The sequence below is a fragment of the Alloalcanivorax sp. C16-1 genome, from assembly GCF_046507805.1.
Lineage (GTDB): Bacteria > Pseudomonadota > Gammaproteobacteria > Pseudomonadales > Alcanivoracaceae > Alloalcanivorax.
Genome location: NZ_JBKFTK010000010.1, coordinates 28,658 through 46,832, shown reverse-complemented (window position 1 = coordinate 46,832; position 18,175 = coordinate 28,658). Strand labels below are relative to the sequence as shown.

Annotated in this window: 18 protein-coding genes and 1 tRNA gene; 10 read left to right on the top strand and 9 right to left on the bottom strand. The window is 67.4% G+C overall.

All coding sequences use genetic code 11. The annotated features are described in order from the left end of the window. Positions 1-183: 183 nt before the first annotated feature. From ACLD0W_RS18235 to ACLD0W_RS18225, 3 genes are all read right to left on the bottom strand, one after another. On the bottom strand, positions 184-1,215 hold the full coding sequence (locus tag ACLD0W_RS18235; protein WP_410308871.1) for a leucyl aminopeptidase: 1,032 nt from the start codon (positions 1,213-1,215) through the stop codon (positions 184-186). A 112-nt stretch (positions 1,216-1,327) separates the two neighbouring features. Next, entirely contained in the window at positions 1,328-2,002 is a 675-nt protein-coding gene (locus tag ACLD0W_RS18230; protein WP_410308870.1) for a TetR/AcrR family transcriptional regulator, read from the bottom strand. 102 nt (positions 2,003-2,104) lie between these two features. After that, the gene (locus tag ACLD0W_RS18225; RefSeq protein ID WP_410308869.1) at positions 2,105-2,932 is read right to left on the bottom strand and encodes an AraC family transcriptional regulator; all 828 of its coding nucleotides are present in this window, start codon (positions 2,930-2,932) and stop codon (positions 2,105-2,107) included. A 173-nt stretch (positions 2,933-3,105) separates the two neighbouring features. Between ACLD0W_RS18225 and ACLD0W_RS18220 the strand changes: the two genes are divergently transcribed. Genes ACLD0W_RS18220 through ACLD0W_RS18210 form a run of 3 tightly spaced genes read left to right on the top strand, consistent with a single transcriptional unit; the run spans position 3,106 to position 6,244 of the window. Continuing rightward, positions 3,106-5,139 (top strand): FUSC family protein, encoded by a 2,034-nt coding sequence (locus tag ACLD0W_RS18220; protein WP_410308868.1) that lies wholly within the window; start codon positions 3,106-3,108, stop codon positions 5,137-5,139. Further along, the gene (locus ACLD0W_RS18215) at positions 5,136-5,351 is read left to right on the top strand and encodes a DUF1656 domain-containing protein (protein ID WP_410308867.1); all 216 of its coding nucleotides are present in this window, start codon (positions 5,136-5,138) and stop codon (positions 5,349-5,351) included. Before ACLD0W_RS18220 ends, ACLD0W_RS18215 begins: the two co-directional genes overlap by 4 nt. Then, on the top strand, positions 5,348-6,244 hold the full coding sequence (locus tag ACLD0W_RS18210) for an efflux RND transporter periplasmic adaptor subunit (RefSeq protein ID WP_410308866.1): 897 nt from the start codon (positions 5,348-5,350) through the stop codon (positions 6,242-6,244). Before ACLD0W_RS18215 ends, ACLD0W_RS18210 begins: the two co-directional genes overlap by 4 nt. Positions 6,245-6,290: 46 nt before the next feature. Here ACLD0W_RS18210 and ACLD0W_RS18205 read toward each other — a convergent pair. After that, positions 6,291-6,380: transfer RNA gene (locus ACLD0W_RS18205), tRNA-Ser, on the bottom strand. A 150-nt stretch (positions 6,381-6,530) separates the two neighbouring features. Here ACLD0W_RS18205 and ACLD0W_RS18200 point away from each other — a divergent pair. The 5 genes from ACLD0W_RS18200 to ACLD0W_RS18180 are packed head-to-tail and all read left to right on the top strand — an operon-like array spanning position 6,531 to position 9,137. Then, positions 6,531-7,217, top strand: a complete 687-nt coding sequence (locus tag ACLD0W_RS18200) for a Bax inhibitor-1/YccA family protein (protein ID WP_410308865.1) — start codon at positions 6,531-6,533, stop codon at positions 7,215-7,217. Further along, positions 7,210-7,566: a DsrE/DsrF/TusD sulfur relay family protein gene (locus ACLD0W_RS18195; RefSeq protein WP_410308864.1), complete on the top strand. Its 357-nt coding sequence runs from the start codon at positions 7,210-7,212 to the stop codon at positions 7,564-7,566. Before ACLD0W_RS18200 ends, ACLD0W_RS18195 begins: the two co-directional genes overlap by 8 nt. After that, positions 7,559-7,873 (top strand): hypothetical protein, encoded by a 315-nt coding sequence (locus ACLD0W_RS18190; RefSeq protein WP_410308863.1) that lies wholly within the window; start codon positions 7,559-7,561, stop codon positions 7,871-7,873. Before ACLD0W_RS18195 ends, ACLD0W_RS18190 begins: the two co-directional genes overlap by 8 nt. A 16-nt stretch (positions 7,874-7,889) precedes the next feature. Then, entirely contained in the window at positions 7,890-8,147 is a 258-nt protein-coding gene (locus tag ACLD0W_RS18185; protein ID WP_410308862.1) for a hypothetical protein, read from the top strand. A 3-nt stretch (positions 8,148-8,150) separates the two neighbouring features. Next, entirely contained in the window at positions 8,151-9,137 is a 987-nt protein-coding gene (locus ACLD0W_RS18180) for a glycosyl transferase family protein (protein WP_410308861.1), read from the top strand. A 20-nt stretch (positions 9,138-9,157) separates the two neighbouring features. Here the strand turns inward: ACLD0W_RS18180 and cysG are convergent, their stop codons facing one another. The 5 genes from cysG to ACLD0W_RS18155 all read right to left on the bottom strand — a co-directional run bounded on the left by cysG (position 9,158) and on the right by ACLD0W_RS18155 (position 16,198). After that, complete coding sequence (gene cysG, locus ACLD0W_RS18175) at positions 9,158-10,549, bottom strand: siroheme synthase CysG (protein WP_410308860.1); 1,392 nt, start codon at positions 10,547-10,549, stop codon at positions 9,158-9,160. Positions 10,550-10,580: 31 nt separating this feature from the next. Continuing rightward, positions 10,581-11,873, bottom strand: a complete 1,293-nt coding sequence (gene serS / locus ACLD0W_RS18170; protein ID WP_410308859.1) for a serine--tRNA ligase — start codon at positions 11,871-11,873, stop codon at positions 10,581-10,583. A 118-nt stretch (positions 11,874-11,991) separates the two neighbouring features. Beyond that, positions 11,992-13,323 (bottom strand): replication-associated recombination protein A, encoded by a 1,332-nt coding sequence (locus ACLD0W_RS18165; protein ID WP_410308858.1) that lies wholly within the window; start codon positions 13,321-13,323, stop codon positions 11,992-11,994. Further along, positions 13,320-13,931, bottom strand: coding sequence for an outer membrane lipoprotein chaperone LolA (gene lolA / locus ACLD0W_RS18160; protein WP_410308857.1), 612 nt, complete (start codon positions 13,929-13,931; stop codon positions 13,320-13,322). The genes ACLD0W_RS18165 and lolA overlap by 4 nt, the downstream gene beginning before the upstream one ends. Before the next feature lie 23 nt (positions 13,932-13,954). Beyond that, on the bottom strand, positions 13,955-16,198 hold the full coding sequence (locus ACLD0W_RS18155) for a DNA translocase FtsK (protein WP_410308872.1): 2,244 nt from the start codon (positions 16,196-16,198) through the stop codon (positions 13,955-13,957). A 307-nt stretch (positions 16,199-16,505) separates the two neighbouring features. On the opposite strand from ACLD0W_RS18155, the gene trxB reads away from it, so the two are divergent. Then, the gene (trxB, locus tag ACLD0W_RS18150; protein ID WP_410308856.1) at positions 16,506-17,453 is read left to right on the top strand and encodes a thioredoxin-disulfide reductase; all 948 of its coding nucleotides are present in this window, start codon (positions 16,506-16,508) and stop codon (positions 17,451-17,453) included. After that, positions 17,450-18,151: a leucyl/phenylalanyl-tRNA--protein transferase gene (gene aat / locus ACLD0W_RS18145; protein WP_410308855.1), complete on the top strand. Its 702-nt coding sequence runs from the start codon at positions 17,450-17,452 to the stop codon at positions 18,149-18,151. Before trxB ends, aat begins: the two co-directional genes overlap by 4 nt. The last annotated feature ends 24 nt before the right edge of the window (positions 18,152-18,175 follow it).

Sequence of the window (18,175 nt, the reverse complement as noted above, 5' to 3'; positions counted from 1 at the left end):
CTTCCGGGACCCTTGAGAACAGGACGTTCGAAAGGGAGCCTACAGGGACGTACTCGCGGCGTTCCCGGAAGGGCGTCATGCCCTGAGCCGCGCCCCGGATGGAGCGAAACTTCCCACCAAAGCGCTATGAACCAAAAAAAAGCGGCCTCCGGGCCGCTTTTCTTCAGGAGCCGGACGGCGCGCCTAGCGGCGTTCCATCTGGATTTCCTTGACCACGATATCGCCGTCGATGACCACCGGCTCGTCGTCCAGGAACAGGGAGCAATCCCGCATCGGAATGTCCAGGTGGCAGGCGGTATCGTTGCTGCCGCCCAGCTCATTGTTGGGCCCGGTGGAGAACATCACGTTGCCGTAGAAGCTGCGCGGCTCCATGCCCATGCCGCCGGGGAACTCGCCCGGGGTCATGCGGTGCCATTTGGCATCCGGGTTCATGCCCCAACCCACGTGGCTCATGCCGTTGCCGCGCTCGTCGTTGAAGCTGTCCATGTAGGACTTCACCAAATCCGCGTCGAGGCCGCCACGGATATCGGTGATCCAGCCCTTCTCGATGGTGTAGGTGATCGGGTCGCGCACGTACATGTTCTGCGGCAGCAGCACGTCGCCCGGCGCCACCACGATCTGCCCGTCCACGCCGTCGTCGTCGCCGCCGGTGAACACGAAACCGGAGGGCCAGTGGTCCCAGCGGCCCGGCTCGTCGGTGCAGGCGTATTCCATGATGGTCGGGTAGGTGTTGAGCTTGTAGGTCACGTCGGTGCCGTGGGGCGAGGTGATGCGCATCACCTTGGCCTTGGCCAGCAGCTCACCGGCGATTTCCACCTTCTCACGCAGCTCCTTGGAGGGCAGCATGCGCGCCAGCAGCTCCGGCGGCTCCACGGCGGTGAGCACGCGGGTGCCGGCGGCCTGGATCGCCATCTGCTCCGGGGAGAACAACAGGAACATGCAGTCGATCAGCATGTCCGCCTGCTTGAGCGCTTCCACCGCGTCCGGCAGCGCCGCCAGACCGGTCTGGCCCACCACCCAGCCGCCCATGGCCGGCGGCGCCGGCAGGCGCATGTGGTACATGCGCGCGCCCAGCTTTTGCCCGGCGGCCATGAAGGCGTCGGCATAGTCCAGTCGTTCGTTGCCCTGGGTCAGGACAACCACTTTCTCGCCCTCATGGACGCCGGACATCTTGAGCTGGTGCAGGCAGATATCCGCGAAGCTGATGGGATCCATGATCTTTCTCCCGGAGTCGTCGTTATGGGGATAACCATTGCCTCCGAGCATAAATTATAATTTCGTATAATTACAAGGCCGATGATCAGCACACCGACGAACCACCGGGGGCTTATTCCAGGGGCGCGGTCAGCCCGGCGGTGAGAAACAGCACCAGCTGGCGCAGCATTTCGTCCCGGCCCGGTTCGCCGATCTGCCCTTCGGTGAGGTCGTTGAGGCGGCCCAGGTCGTTGAGCATGAACATATAGGTGCCCACCAGGAACGCCATGCGCACGCTGATCACCTGCCGGGGAATGCCGGGCAGCGCCTCGGACAGCGCCTGGATATAGCGGCGCAGGGAGTCGTCGTACACTTCCCGGCGCAGGCGCAGGGCGTACTCGGCGGGCTCCGCGTGCAGGCGCGCCTGCAGCCGCACGAAGGCGGCGCCGCCGGGGCCGCTGTATTTCATGTCCCACTGGGGCTTGAGGTAGGCGTGGATCAGTTGCGACACGGTGGGCCGGCCGTCGTCGGCCAGCAGCGCATCCAGCCGTTGATGGCGACCCCGGGAGATAACGCCGCCGTGGCGCCGGTAGACCGCGTCGAACAGCTCATCCTTGGTGCCGAAGTAGTAGCGGATCATGTTCTGGTTCACGTCCGCCGCCCGGGCGATGTCGCGCACCTTGGTGCCGGCGAAACCATGCTCGGCGAAGGCCAGCTCCGCCTGATCCAGGATCACCTCGCGCACCGCCTGGTCGTCCTTGGGCCGTCCCGGACCCCGCCGTTTACGGGTTAGCTTTTGTTCCGTCATGGCCTTGCTCGGCTCCCTCATCAGCCCGTTGGTTCAGCGCCCCGGCGCGGTGACGCTGCACGGTAACGGAGTTCACGGCAAATTGGCAGCGCGGGAGGTGGCTCACCGCGACCGGGGCCGCCCCGGCCGGGCAGGCGACCGCCCGCCGTTACGTTGCGCGAAATACTGAGCCGGCGTGGTCCCCAGGGCCTTCTTGAACATGGTGATAAAGGCGTTGACGGAATCGTAGCCCAGGGCCACCGAAACGTTCTGCACCGCCTCGCCACTGGCCAGCTCACGCAGGGCCACCACCAGATGGAGCTGCTGCCGCCAGCGGCCGAAAGTGAGGCCGGTTTCGCGCACGATCAGGCGCGCCAGGGAGCGCTCACTCATGGCGACCCGTCCGGCCCACTCGCCCAGGGTACGGCGATCCGAAGGCTCCGTGGTCAGCGCGTCGGCGATCAGGCGGATTTTCGGATTGCCCGAGACCGGCAGGTTGAAACGCTGGCGCGGCATCCGCGCCAGTTCATCGAGGGCCACCCGCGCCAGCCGGGCGGCGTGGCCGTCGGCCGGGTAGTCCGCGCCCTCATCGGCGAGCCGGTCGATCATTTCCCGGATCATCGGCGAGATCGACAGGGTCCGGCAGGAATCAGGCAGGTTGGCGGCCCCCGGCTCCACGAACAGATAGTTGAGCCGCGCGTTGGCGGTGGCCCTGGCGCTGTGCGGTATGGCCCCGGGAATCCAGACCCCGCAATGGGGCGGCACGATCCAGATCTGGTCGGCGGCGGTGCAGGTCACGGCGCCATGCAGAGCCAGGATCAACTGGCCCTTGCGATGCGTGTGCAACGGCACTTCCGCCTGATGCTCGGTGAAGTCCAGCCGGTGGGCCACCGCCGGCAGAAGCGTCAGGTCCGGGTCGAGAACGGAAACGGCGGACGAGGATGGGGTCACGGGATTGTCTGCTTTTAGTGATTTCTTGTCATGATATTGAATTTACCGCCAGATGAGAATCATTCAACAATGTCGGCATGAACACACCGACACCCCCAAACACCCCTTCGGCCAGGTCCGCCACCACCCCGCCCCGGACGTTCACCCAACGGCTTCGCGGGCCGGAAATCAGGGTGGACGCGGAGGCCGTGCTGTTCTCGGCAAAGAGCTTCGCCGCCGCCATGCTGGCCTATTATCTGTCCCTGCGGATTGGGCTGCCCAAGCCGTTCTGGGCCATCGTCACCGTCTATATCGTCTCGCAGACCTCCGCCGGGGCCTCTCTCAGCCGTGGCGTCTACCGGTTCGTCGGCACCTTCATCGGCGCCATCGCGACGGTGGTGATCGTTCCTCGATTCGTGAATGAGCCCATGCTGTGCAGCCTGATGCTGGCCGGCTGGATCGGGCTTTGCCTGTTTTTCTCCCTGCTTGACCGCACGCCCAGGGCCTATGCGTTTGTTCTCGCCGGCTACACGGCCAGCCTGATCGGCTTTCCCAGCGTGCTCGACCCCGGCGCGGTGTTCGACACCGCCTCCCTGCGCGTTCAGGAAATCTCCATCGGCATTCTCTGCGCGGTACTGATACACCGCTATGTGTTGCCCCGGCCGATCACCGGTCCGTTCATGGCCAGGCTGGCGGCCACCCTGCGGGACGCGCGCCGACTGGCCGGCGACGCGCTCAAGGCCACCCCCCGAACCAACCGTCACGATCGGCACCTGCTGTCCGTGGACCTGCTGACGCTGGATGGCCTGGCCACCCACCTGCCCTACGACCCGGGCCTGGTATCACCACGGCGGGAGACCGTGCGGCTTATCCACGATCGGCTGGCCCGGCTTCTTCCGCTCTCCACGGAAATCGAGCACCGGGTACGGGTTCTCGGCATCGGCCAAGGCCAAGGCAAGGGCGAAGACCGACTGACCCGGCTGGTGGCGGACACCGAGGCCTGGATCAGCAACCCCGCGGCGGCGCATCACGAGGCGGGGGAAGACGCGGCGCCGCGGCTGATCGAACAGGCCCGCTCGGTGCACCACCATCTGGCCGCCGGCGCGGTCAGTCTGAATGACCGTATTGGCGCCAATCTGGCCGGCCATCTGATGGAGATGATCGGATTGCTGCATGACTGCGACCGGCTTACGGCACGCATCGCCGACCCGGTTGCCCGCAAACCGTGCGGGCTTCACGGTCCGCAGCGCGGCAAGGGCTACATCCATCACCGTGATCCATGGATGGCCGCCCGCGCCACCCTGGGCGCCATGGTCGGCATTCTCGCCGGGTGTGCGTTCTGGATCGGCTCGGGCTGGCCGGAGGGCGCCTTGGCGGTGTCGATTCTCGGCGTCTGCTGCACCCTGTTCGGTAACTTCGACGCGCCGGCCCCCTTTGTCGTCAAATACATCCACGGTTCGGTGTACGGGGTGGCTGTCAGCCTGATCTACGGTTTCGTCGTTCTGCCCCGTACCACCGACTTCGCCGTGCTTATCGCGGTTCTGGCGCCGGCTTGCCTGCTGGCGGGGTCCCTGCAGGCGCGGCTGCAAACCACCTTCATGGCGCTGGGCATCACCCTGACCCTGCCGATCCTGGCCGGCCTCGGCCCCGATTACAGCGGAGACTTCGCCGCCTCCGTCAACGCCGCCATCGCCCTGTTCGCGGCGGTGGGTTTCGGCGCCTTCAGCATGTCCCTGTTGCAGACCGTGCCCGCGGACCTGGCGGTGAGCCGACTGTTGCGTCTCAGCCGGGCGGATGTGGTCCGACGGGCACGGGGTGGCGGGCCGGACGAAGCGCACTGGACCAGCCTGATGGTGGACCGCACCGCCTTGCTGATCCCCCGGCTGCACGGCCACGGAAAACAGCGGGCAAGCGTGCTGGATGAAATCTTTCGCCACCTTCGTATCGGCCACGTGGCCGGCCGGCTTCGCCGCGCCCTCCCCCCCACCGACAGCGAAACCCGGGGCGCCGTGGAGCAGCTTCTGAACGACCTGGCCGCGTCGTTCAGCGCCAGGCAACCGCCCGCGCCCGACGATCTGGCCGGCCTGGAGGACCGCATCGCGGCCTTGGTGGGGCGCCTGAATGAGGACACACCAAGCCGTCGCCGGTCGCTCCTGGATGCGCTGATCGATCTTCGTTTCGCGCTGGAGAGCGGCGCGCCGATCCCGGGGGGAAAGACCCACTCATGATCATGGATATCAATATCGGCGGCGTGCTGATTCCCGGGCTGCTGGTTCTCGCCCTGCTGGCCCTGGCCGCCACCGCCGTCACCCTGCGCCTGCTCTCCGCCACCGGCCTGGCGCACCGGTTCGCTTACCCGCCGGTGGTGGAAATCGCCACCTTCCTGATCATCCTCGGCCTGCTTATGCAGTACCCGCCAACCATCGGACCGCTACCGTGAAATCCCTGATCTCCTTGCTCAGCCGCTATGCCCTGACCCTGGGCGTGGTCGCTCTCGCCACCGTGATCGCCCTGAAAGCCTGGGACCATTACCAACGCACGCCCTGGACCCGTGACGCGCGGGTGGGCGTGGATGTGGTGCAAATCGCCCCGGAGGTGTCCGGTACCGTGCTCTCGGTGCCGGTGGCGGACAATCAGTACGTCAGGAAAGGTGACACCCTCTATCGGATCAACCCCAAGCGGCTGGAGCTGGCGGTGGCCCTCGCGGAGGCTGAGGTGGAAGCGAAGCGCCAGGAAATGGTGGTCCGTAAAGCCACCGCCCGGCGGCACGGCAAACTCAAGAACGTGCTGTCCCGGGAGGCCGTTCAACAAACCGTCGGCGCGGCGGCGGTGGCGAGCGCCGCCTATAAGGCGGCCCTGGCAGCGCTGGATCTGGCCCGACTGGACCTGGCCCGCGCCACCGTCCGCTCGCCCACCGATGGCTACGTCACCCACCTGCGCCTGCGCCCGGGGGACTATGCCACCGCCGGCGCCACCAAGGTGACGGTGCTGGATGCGTCCAGCTTCCGGGTGACCGGCTACTTCGAGGAAACGCGGCTCCGGCGAATCCACGTGGGCGATGCGGCACGGGTGCGCCTGATGGGCTATGAACAGACGTTGCACGGCCGGGTCGAGAGCATCGGTCGCGGCATCGACAACAGCAACGACACGCCGGGGAACCTGGGTCTGCCGGACGTGGCGGCCACCTTTTCCTGGGTGCGTCTGGCCCAGCGCCTGCCGGTGCGCATCCGGATCGGCCCGGTGCCCGCCGGGGTGGAGCTGGCGGCGGGCATGACCGCCACCGTGGAGATAATGCCCGCCGATGACGGGGCCGGCGCGGATCAGGACACCTGATACCGGCGCCACGAAAAAAGGCGCCCATCCGGGCGCCTTTTCGATTTGGCGGAGAGGGTGGGATTTGAACCCACGGAGGACGCAAATCCTCGGCGGTTTTCAAGACCGCTGCATTCGACCACTCTGCCACCTCTCCGGTCGGCGCACATCATACCTGAGACGCTCCGGCAGTCAACGCCCCCACGTCAACAAGCCTGCCCTAACTGTGTGATTCAACGGGAAAATCTTGATTTTGGCGCGCACGTCCCTATTATCCGGGTATGCCCTTCAAGCAACGAGTCCGATTATGAGCAACCACCCGAATCCCTACGCCTCACCGGTCCGCGGCGGCGGAGTCCAGGTCACCGGCGAACGTGCCGCCCAGGTGTTGAAGAACACCTACATGCTGCTTGGCCTGAGCCTGATGGCCGCCACCGGCGCGGCGGTGTTCGCCATGGCGGCGGGCATCGGCTATGTGAGCCCGCTGATCACCATCGCCGTTTACTTCGGTCTGCTGTTCGCCACCAACAAACTGCGCAATAGCGGCTGGGGCATCGTCGCCGTGTTCGCCCTGACCAGCTGGCTGGGCTTCACCACCGGGCCGCTGATCAACATGTACGCCCAGATGCAGGGCGGCATGGAAATCGTGTCCCTGGCCCTGGGCGGCACCGCCACCATTTTCGTGGCCATGTCCGCCATCGCCCTGGTGACGCGCAAGGACTTCAGCTTCATGACCAATTTCATCATGGTCGGTGTGCTGGTGGCCTTCCTGGCCGGTCTGGCGGCCATGTTCTTCAATATCCCGGCCCTGGCCCTGGCGGTGTCCGCCGCCTTCGTGCTGCTGTCTTCCCTGCTGATCCTGTGGCAGACCAGCGCCATCATCCACGGCGGCGAAACCAACTACATCATGGCCACGGTCACCCTGTTCGTGTCCATCTACAACCTGTTCCTGTCCCTGCTGAACATTCTCACCGCACTCAGCGGGAATGACTGACTTCAGTCTTCTCGTGACCGCCGGGCCCCAGCGGCCCGGCGCCCTCACCGCCCTGCGTACCGCCCGCGCCCTTCAGAATTCCCCCTACTCACTCTACCGGCTGTTCTTCTACGGCGACGGCGTGCTGCTTGCCCAGCGTTTGCTGAACACCGACGGCGGCGCCGATGACACCGCCCGAGCCTGGCAGCAGTGGGTGCGGGACACGGCGCCGCCGGCCTCGGTGTGCGTGGGCGCCGCCTACAAGCGCGGCGTCACCGAGGAGACCCTGGCCGGCGGGTTCCGGCTGGTGGGGCTGGGGGACTGGGTGGACGCGCTCAACCACGGCGGCCGGGTGGTGCATTTTGGCTGACTCCGTTCTCTATCTGATCCAGGGCGTGCCCGGCCGCGACGGTCGCTGGCGGGAAAGCGTGGAGATGGCGCTCACCGGCGCCGCCTTCGCCCTGCCCACCCGGGTGTGGCTGAGCGCCGAGGTGGTGACGGTACTGGCGCGCCGGGCCGACGGCGACGAACTGCTGGCCGAGCTCACCGGCTTTGGCGTAACCTGCGTGGCCGACCGGGCCCATCATCGGGACGGGGCGCCGGCGTCGATCCAATGGCTGGATCGGGTCGCCCTGGCCACCCTCCGTGATGACGCCGACCGCGTTATCGTGCTCTGACCCACACGGAGCCGCCATGCTGCATCTGATTGCCTTCGAGACCCTGGACGACCCCCTGGCGGAGGCCTGCCTGGCCCTGTACCGGGACGGCGACGTCTGCGTGTTCGCCGACGGCGGCGGCCTGGTGGCGGCCGCGTTCCCCCTGCGCGGCCCCGGCTATCTGCTGGAAGGGGCCGCGGCGGCGCGCCAGCCCGCCGCCCTGGAGACCATCGATCACCACCGCTTCGTGGCGCTGATGGCGGACCACGGACCGGTCACCAGCTGGTACCCTTGAACCATGACTGAACATGCCTTTGCCCCCTATGTGCGCACCCTGGGACGCGGCAAGCGCGCCCGCCGTGATCTGACCCGGGAAGAAGCCGCCAAGGCCATGGGCCTGATCCTGGACGGCCAGGCCACCGACGCCCAGGTGGGCGCCTTTCTGATGCTGCTGCGCGTCAAGGAGGAAACCCCGGAGGAACTGGCCGGTTTTCTGGATGCCTGCCGGCCGCGCTGCGCCGACCATCTGGCGGCACTGCCGCCGGTGGACGTGGACTGGCCCGGCTACGCCGGCAAGAAGAAACACCACCCCTGGTACCTGGCCGCCGCCCGGCTGCTGGCCGGCCACGGCGTTCGCATTCTGATGCACGGCGGGCCCGCCCATACGCCGCACCGGCGCTACAGCGACGACATGCTCACCGAACTGGGCGTCGCGCTGCCCGGTTCGGTGGCCGAGGCCGGCGCCCGGCTGGAACGGGAGGGGCTCACCTATCTGGGGCTGGAGCATTTCTGCGCGCCGCTGGCCCGGCTGCTGATGTTGCGCTTCGAACTGGGCCTGCGCTCGCCGATCAATACCCTGGCGCGCAGCCTCAACCCGGCGGCGGCGCCGTTGAGCATGCAGAGTGTCTTCCATCCCGCCTATCTGGAGCTGCACCTGGGCGCGGCGCGGCTGTGCGGTGATCGCCATCTGCTGCTGTTCAAGGGCGAAGGCGGCGAACCGGAGATCCGCCCGGATGCGCGCACCGCCCTCACCGGCCTGCGCCATGGAGAGCCGGCGGAGGCGGTACTGGACGCCGGCCTGCCCCGCCAGGCGCCACCGGGGGAGGTGTCACCCTTGCACGTGCGCGCGGTGTGGCGCGGCGACGCGGAGGACGATTACGGCGTGGCGGCGATTCGCGGCACCGTGGCCACGGTGCTGTGGGGGCTGGAGAAGGTGGAATCCCTGGAAGAAGGCCTGAAAGCCGCCGAAGCCCTCTGGGAAGCCCGCGACCGCGAGGCGTTCTAAAGACGCTGGATCGGCTCGTCTTAATCCTGCCCGAACCAGCGGTAACGCGGGTGCAGGCTCACCACACTGCCGACGATGATCAGGGTGGGCGCGTGGATCTCCCGGCCTGCCACGGTGTCCGGCAAATCCGCCAGGGTACCGGTGATCACTTCCTGCAGATCGGTGGTGCCCCGGGACACCAGGGCGATGGGCGTGGCCGGGTCGCGGCCGTGTTCGATCAGCCGCTGGCAGATCTGCCGCAGCCCCACCAGGCCCATGTAGAACACCAGGGTTTCGTGGGGCGCCATCAGCCCGGCCCAGTCCAGGTCCACGCTGCCGTCCTTGCGATGGCCGGTGACGAAGCGCACCGACTGGGCATGGTCCCGATGGGTCAGCGGAATGCCGGCGTAGGCGGCGCAGCCGCTGGCGGCGGTGATGCCGGGTACCACCTGGAAGTCGATGCCGGCGGCCACCACCTGTTCCAGCTCCTCGCCGCCACGGCCGAAGATAAAGGGATCGCCGCCCTTCAACCGGCACACTTTTTTGCCCTGGCGGGCGTAGTGCACCAGCAGGTCGTTGATGTTGTCCTGGGGCAGGGTGTGCTGGTCACGGGCCTTGCCCACGTAAACCTTCTCCGCGTCGGCCCGCGCCAGGGCGACGATTTCCGGGGCCACCAGCCGGTCGTAGAGCACCACCTCGGCCTTGTCGATCAGGTGCAGGGCCCGGAAGGTCAGCAGGTCCGGGTCACCGGGACCGGCGCCCACCAGATAGACTTCACCGGCGGCGCCCTCCGGACGCCCGGTGGCCTGCTCAAGGGCCCGGCGCAGGCCGGCCTCGGCGTCGGATTCATGGCCGGACAGCACCCGCTCCTCCAACGGCCCGTCGAGCTGGGCTTCCCAGAACGCTTCCCGGTCCCGGCGGTTCGGTAAGCGCTGCTCCAGGGGCGCGCGGAAGCGTCCCAGCAGCGTCGCCAGCCGGCCCCAGCGGGCCGGCAGCCAGGCTTCCAGACGGGCACGCAGGCGCCGCACCAGCACCGGCGACACGCCGGAGGAACTGATCGCGATAAACAGGGGGTCCCGGTCGATCAGGGCGGGAAACACGAAGCTGCCCAGGTCCGGCCGGTCCACCACGTTCACCGGCAGGCCACGGGCATCGGCCAGCCGTGCCAGCCGTTCGTTGACCCCGGCGTCGTCGGTGGCGACCACCGCCAGGCGCACGCCGTCCAGGTCCTGGTCCTCCACCGCGCGGCGGCGCCATTCACCGCCGCCCTGCTCCACCAGCCGCGCCAGATCGTCGCGGCAGCGCGGCGCCACCAGCCGCAGACGGGCGCCGGCCTTGTCCAGCAGGCGCGCCTTGCGCAGCGCGGTATCACCGCCGCCGGCCACCAGCACGGTGGCGCCCTTGATTTTCAGACCCAGGGGCAGGAAGTCCATGGCCGCTTCCCTCTTCGCTGACGGATCCGGTTCAGGCCAGCCGTTCCAGGCCGCGCATGTACGGGCGCAGAGCCTCGGGCACGGTCACCGAACCGTCCTCGTTCTGATAGTTCTCCAGAATCGCCACCAGCGCCCGGCCCACCGCCAGGCCGGAGCCGTTCAGGGTGTGCAGCAGCTCCGGCTTGCCGGTTTCCGGGTTACGCCAGCGGGCCTGCATGCGGCGCGCCTGGTAATCGCGGAAGTTGGAGCAGGAGGAAATCTCCCGGTAGCGCTGCTGGCTGGGCAGCCACACTTCGATGTCGTAGGTCTTGGCGGCGGAGAAGCCCAGGTCACCGCCGCACAGCACCACCACCCGGTAGGGAAGATCCAGCTTTTGCAGGATCGCCTCGGCGTGGCCGGTGAGCGCCTCCAGGGTGGCCTCCGAGTCCTGCGGACGCACCAGCTGCACCAGTTCCACTTTCTCGAACTGGTGCTGACGAATCATGCCCCGGGTGTCCTTGCCGTGGCTGCCGGCCTCGGAGCGGAAACAGGGGGTGTGGCAGGTGTAGCGGCGCGGCAGCGCGTCCGCGTCGAGAATCTCGTCGGCGGCCAGATTGGTCACCGGCACCTCGGCGGTGGGGATCAGGTACAGCTCCCGCTCGCCGCGCATCTTGAACAGGTCGTCCTCGAACTTGGGCAGCTGCCCGGTGCCGCGCAAGGCTTCCGGGCCCACCAGGTACGGCACATAGACTTCCTGGTAGCCGTGCTCGCCGGTGTGGGTGTCGAGCATGAAGTCGATCAACGCCCGGTGCAGCCGCGCCAGCTGGCCGGTCATCACCGCGAAGCGGGCGCCGGACAGCTTGCTGGCGCGCTCGAAGTCCAGGGCGCCGGCGCTCAGGTTCTCGCCCACGTCCACGTGATCCTTGGGCTCGAACTCGAAGGTCCGTGGCGTGCCCCACTGGCGCACTTCCACGTTGTCGTCCTCGTCGGAACCGGCGGGCACCTGCTCGGCGGGCACGTTGGGAATGCCCATCAGGAAGTCGCGGATCTCCTCCTGAATCGCCTTGGCCCGTTCCACTTCGCCGTCCAGCTGCTGGTCGATCTGCTGCAGGGTTTCCGCCACCTTGGCCTTGGCCGCGTCCACGTCCATGCCGGACTTGATCAGTTCACCGACTTCCTTGGAGGCTTTCTTGCGCTGCGCCTGCAGATCCTGGGAACGCACATCGGCGTCCTTGCGGCGGGCGTCCAGCGCCCGGAACCCGTCCAGATCCAGTTCGAAGCCCCGCTTCTTGAGCGCCTCGGCAATGGCTTCGCCGTCCTGGCGCAGCGCGCGGATATCAAGCATGTTCGATCCCCTTGGGAAATTCGGTCGTTCGGATACAGGGCGCCAAGCTTAGCAAAAACCAGGCCCCATGTAGGAGCGGTTCAGCCGCGATCGGGAGGTTGGCACGGCCACGGCAAGCTCAGTCGTCGTAACGGTGCCAATCCGCGTCGGTGTTTTGCTGGCGCAGGCGGCGCAGTTTTTCGGCGATGCGGATTTCCAGGCCGCGCTCCACCGGTTCGTAGAGGCGGGTGTCGCGGAGCTCCACCGGGAAATAGTTCTCGCCGGCCACGAACGCCTCGGGAAAATCATGGGCGTAGTGATATTCGGCGCCGTAGCCTTCGTTTTTCATCAGTTTGGTGGGGGCGTTGCGCAGGTGCAGGGGCACCTCGTTGCTGGGGTTGCGGGCCACCAGGTCCCGGGCCCGGTTGTAGGCGTTGTAGACCGCATTGCTCTTGGCCGCCACCGCCAGATAGGCAATCGCCTGGGCCACCGCCAGTTCGCCCTCCGGGGTGCCCAGGCGTTCCTGCACGTCCCAGGCATTGAGGCACAGGGTGAGCGCCCGGGGGTCGGCGTTGCCGATGTCCTCGCTGGCCATGCGCACCACCCGGCGGGCGATGTAGAGCGGGTCGCAGCCGCCGTCCAGCATGCGCGCGAACCAGTACAGGGCGGCGTCCGGGTCGGAACCGCGCACCGCCTTGTGCAGGGCGCTGATCTGGTCGTAGAACACGTCGCCGCCCTTGTCGAAGCGGCGCACCGCGTCGCGCAGCACCTCTTCCATCAGCGGCCGGTCGATCACGGCGGCGTCGCCACTGCCCTCGGCCAGGTCCACGGCGATTTCCAGCATGTTGAGCAGGCGCCGGGCGTCGCCGTCGGCGTAGCTCAGCAGCAGGTCGCGGGCGTCGTCGGCCAGCTCGATGCCGGCCAGTTCCGGCTCGCCCAGGGCCCGCTCCAGCAGCCCGGCCAGGTCCTCCCGCTCCAGGGAGCGCAGGCGATAGACCCGGGCCCGGGACAGCAGCGCGTTGTTGAGCTCGAAGGACGGGTTCTCGGTGGTGGCGCCGATAAAGATCACCGTGCCCTCTTCCACATGGGGCAGAAAGGCGTCCTGCTGGGCCTTGTTGAAGCGATGCACCTCGTCCACGAACAGCACCGTGCGGCGGCCCTGGCCGAGCCGTGCCCTGGCCTGATCCACGGCGGCGCGGATGTCCTTGACCCCGGACAGCACCGCCGACAGGGTGATGAACTCGGCGTCCACCACGCCGGCCAGAATCAGCGCCAGGGTGGTCTTGCCGGTGCCCGGTGGCCCCCACAGGATCATGGAATGCAACTGCCCGCGCTCGGCGGCCTGGCGCAGCGGTTTACCGGGCCCCACCAGATGGCGCTGGCCCACGTATTCGTCCAGGTTGGCGGGGCGCAGCCGCGCCGCCAGCGGCTGGGCTTCGGTGCGGTGCTGGTTCTCGAACAGGTCGCTCATTGCTGCCGGATGACGTCGGTCCCTTCCGGCGGCTGGAACTGGAAACGGCCCGGGGTGGGCTCGCCGTTCAGGGTCAGATCGCGGAAATCGATGATGGTTTTCTGGCCCAGAGCGTCTTCCAGGCGCATGGAGCGCGGTTCGTCGCCATCGAAGGTCACGTCCAGGGTGTCGAACAGCGGGTCGCCGCCCTTGGGCTTGAGGCGGTAGGTGACGCGGTCGCCCTCCCGGCTCTGCTCGCTGATCGAGAACGCCTTGGACACCGCCTGGGGATCGCCGCCGAACAGCAGCGCCGGGGTCTGGCCCAGGTCCTGGGTGAGCGGGCGCACCACCACCTGCTCCAGGTCCGGATCATAGACCCAGACCTGGCGGCCGTCGGACACCGCCAGCTGCTCGTAGGGCCGTTCGGTGTGCCAGTAGAACCGGTTGCCCCGGGCCACTTCCATGGTGCCGGTGCTGTCGCGGGCGCGCTCACCGCCCTCGCCCACCACGGTCTGCTGGAAACCGCCAGCCAGGCTGTGCAGGCCGCCGAGCCGGGCCAGCAGGTCCTCGGTGGGGCCGGCCAGGGCCAGGGAAGGCAACAACAGCGCGATGATCCAGAAAAGTCGCATATCAGGTCCTTGAGAAAGGGGCATCAGACCGGCGGGGGGGCCAGCACTTCACGCTGTCCATTGTGTCCGGCTTCGGACACCACGCCGGCCATTTCCATGGCCTCCACCAGGCGCGCGGCCCGGTTGTAGCCGATCTTCAGTTTTCGTTGCACCGAGGAAATCGAGGCGCGCCGGGATTCGGTGACATAGGCCACCGCCTCGTCGTAGAGCGGGTCGTCCTCTTCGCCGCCGCCGTCCGGGTTTTCCATGCCGGGCAGCGGCGCGTTGAGATCGCCGCCGCCTTCCAGGATTTCCTCCAGATAGTTGGGCTCGCCCCGTTTGCGCCAGTCGTCGCAAACGCGGTGCACCTCCTCATCTGAGACAAAGGCGCCATGCACCCGTTCCGGCATGCTGGTGCCGGCGGGCAAATAAAGCATGTCGCCGTGGCCGAGCAACTGCTCCGCCCCGCCCTGGTCAAGCACCGTGCGCGAGTCGATCTTGGACGACACCTGGAAACCGATCCGCGACGGCACGTTGGCCTTGATCAGGCCGGTGATCACGTCCACCGACGGGCGCTGGGTAGCGAGAATCAGGTGGATGCCGGCGGCGCGGGCCTTCTGGGCGATGCGCGCGATCAGCTCTTCCACCTTCTTGCCGACGATCATCATCATGTCGGCAAACTCGTCGATCACGATAACGATATAGGGCAGCTTCACCGCCAGCGGCGCTTCCTCGCTCAGGTCCATGGGGTCGTTCGGCTTCCACAGCGGGTCCTTGAGCGGCTCGCCCTTCTTCTCGGCGTCGCTGATTTTGCGGTTGTAGCCGGCCAGGTTCCTCACGCCCATGGCCGCCATCAACTTGTAGCGGCGCTCCATCTCACCGACACCCCAGCGCAGCGCGCTGGCCGCTTCCTTCATGTCGGTGACCACCGGGGTGAGCAGATGGGGGATGCCATCGTACACCGCCAGCTCAAGCATTTTGGGGTCGATCATGATCAGCCGCACCTCTTCCGGGCTGGCCTTGAACATGATCGACAACAGCATGGCGTTGAGGCCCACGGACTTACCGGACCCGGTGGTGCCGGCCACCAGCAGGTGCGGCATCTTGCCCAGATCGGCCATCACCGGATTACCGGAAATGTCCTTGCCCAGGGCCAGGGTCAGCGGCGAGGCGGCGTCGTCAAACATCCGCGACCCCACCACCTCGGTGAGGCGGATCATCTCGCGCTGCTCGTTGGGAATCTCGATGCCCACGGTGGTCTTGCCGGGAATCACCTCCACCACCCGCACGCTGATCACCGCCAGGGAGCGGGCCAGGTCCTTGGCCAGGTTGGAGATTTTCGAAACCTTGATGCCCGCCGCCGGCTGAATCTCGAAGCGGGTGATCACCGGGCCGGGCTGCACCGCCACCACCTCGGCGTCGATGTTGAAGTCCTTGAGCTTGATCTCCAGCAGCCGGGACATGCCGTCCAGGGCTTCCTCGGAGTAGCCGCCCTTGCTCTCGTCCACCGCGTCGAGCAGGGCCAGCGGCGGCAGATCGCCGGTGACCTGGGCGGTGAACAGGGGCTGCTGCTTCTCTTTCTGCACCCGCTCGCTTTTTTCCACCGGCCGGGCCGGCTGGGCGATCTTGGGCGGGGTGCGGTTTTCCTGCTTCTTCTTCGCCTCGGTGACCACCTGGGCGCGCTTCTGGCGGGCTTCGCGGGCTACTTTCTGCTCCGCGCGGCGCTCGCGGCGGGCCTGGAACCAGGCCGGTACCTTCTGCCCCACCGCCAGCACCGCGGCGCCGAGCCGCTCCGCCAGGGCGATCCAGGACAGGTCTGTGAACACGGTGACGCCGATCAGGAACAGGGCCACCATCACCAGGGTGCCCCCCAGGGGGTTGAAGGCGTCCAGGGCGGCGTCGCCGACCACATGGCCGAGAATGCCGCCGGCGTCCTCCGGCAGCGGCAGGCCGCCGCCGGAGAAATGCATGTAGGCCAGCGCCGTGCCGCTCATCATGGTCAGTACAAAACCCACCAGCCGCAGGCTGAACAGCGGCCAGCTGCCGGCCAGGCCGGCGTGGCGCTCGCGCAGCACCCGGGCCGCCCAGAACGCCACCAGCACCGGGAACACATAGGCCATGAAACCGAACAGCCCGAGCAGCAAATCGGCGCAGAAGGCACCGGCCCGGCCACCGGCGTTGTTCACCTCGCCGGCGTTGCCCACGTAGGACCAGCCCGGGTCGCCGCTGTCATAGGTGACCAGCGCCAACAACAGGTACAGGGACAGGGCGATCAGCGCGATCACCATGCCTTCCACCAGGCCTTTCTTGAGATGACGGGAGAACCCGGAAGGGTTGCCGCCGGTTGCTGCCTTTGCCTTGGACACCGCAGGCCTCTGGGGTTGAGGAGCCGCCGAATCACGCCTTGCGCGCCGGGCTCCTTGAATCTAACGACTTGAAAACCTTGGGATTGTAGTCAATCCGGGGGCCTTGGACCAGCGCTCGATGGCGCCCTGGCGCCGGCTATCGCGGCCATAGAGTGTACGCCCTTCACGGATCGGGGGTTTTGTTGTAGTTTGCATGCGCCCTGAAACCCGATTCTCCGCGGAGACAGCCATGAGCGACGCCCAACACCATCGACTGATCATTCTGGGTTCCGGCCCGGCCGGTTACACCGCGGCGGTGTACGCGGCCCGCGCCAACCTGAAGCCGGTGGTGATCACCGGCATCGAGCCCGGCGGCCAGCTCACCACCACCACCGAGGTGGACAACTGGCCCGGCGACGTGGAGGGCCTGCAGGGTCCCGACCTGATGGTGCGCATGCAGAAGCACGCCGAGCGCTTCGAGACCGAGATCCTGTTCGACCACATCAACCAGGTGAACCTGGACCAGCGCCCGTTCGTGCTCAAGGGCGACAACGGCACCTACACCTGCGACGCCCTGATCGTGGCCACCGGCGCCTCCGCCATGTACCTGGGCCTGGAGTCCGAGCAGGCGTTCATGGGCAAGGGCGTGTCCGCCTGCGCCACCTGCGACGGCTTCTTCTATCGCGGCCAGAAAGTGGCGGTGATCGGCGGCGGCAACACCGCCGTGGAGGAAGCGCTGTACCTGTCCAATATCGCCGAGGAAGTGGTGCTGGTGCACCGCCGTGACAAGCTGCGCGCCGAGAAGATCCTGCAGGACAAGCTGCTGGCCAAGGACAACATCAAGGTGCTGTGGGATCACACCCTGGATGAGGTGCTGGGCGACGACTCCGGCGTCACCGGCATGCGCGTCAAGGCCACCGCCGACGGCGCCACCACCGACGTGGACCTGCAGGGCGTGTTCATCGCCATCGGCCACCAGCCCAACACCGGCATCTTCGAAGGCCAACTGTCGATGAACAACGGCTACATCAAGATCCGCAGCGGTCTGGACGGCAACGCCACCGCCACCAGCGTGGAAGGCGTGTTCGCCGCCGGCGACGTGGCCGACCACGTGTACCGGCAGGCGGTGACCTCCGCCGGCGCCGGCTGCATGGCCGCGCTGGACGCCGAGCGCTATCTGGAAAGCCTGGAAGAGTGATCCCCTGGCTGCCGGCGGGAAGCGAATTCCCGCCGCCGGAGCACGCGCTGGACGACCCCAACGGTCTGCTCGCCGCCGGCAACGATCTGAGCGCCACCACCCTGGTGCGCGCCTACCGGCTGGGGATCTTTCCCTGGTACGAAGCCGACCAGCCGATACTCTGGTGGTCCCCCAATCCCCGGTGCGTGTTCCGCCCCGGGGATTTTCATATCAGCCGGCGGCTGGCCCGCCACCTGCGCGGCACCGGGCTGAGTTTTCATCTGGATGACGATTTCGCCGGCACGCTGGACGCCTGCGCGGCGCCCCGCGAGCCCGGCGGCGGCACCTGGATCACCACCGCCATGCGCACCGCCTATTTGCGGCTGCACGCCCTGGGCCATGCCCACTGCCTGACCGTGCGCCAGGATGACGAACTGGCTGGTGGTATCTATGGGGTGCAGTTGGGCGGGGTGTTCTTCGGCGAGTCCATGTTTTCCACCCGCACCAACGGCTCCAAGAGCGCCCTGGCCATGCTGTGGGCCCTGGCGCCCCGGCTCGGTATCGGCCTGCTCGACGCCCAGGTGGAGAACCCCCACCTGATGCGCCTGGGGGCGTATTTGATGCCGAGGGCGGACTTTCAGCGGGAACTGGATCGGTTGATCGTCGAGACCGCGCCCCGCCCCTGGCCCAAGGGGCCGTTTTATTGGGGCGAGGTCTGATCGCGACTGAAGCGCAACGTCGCC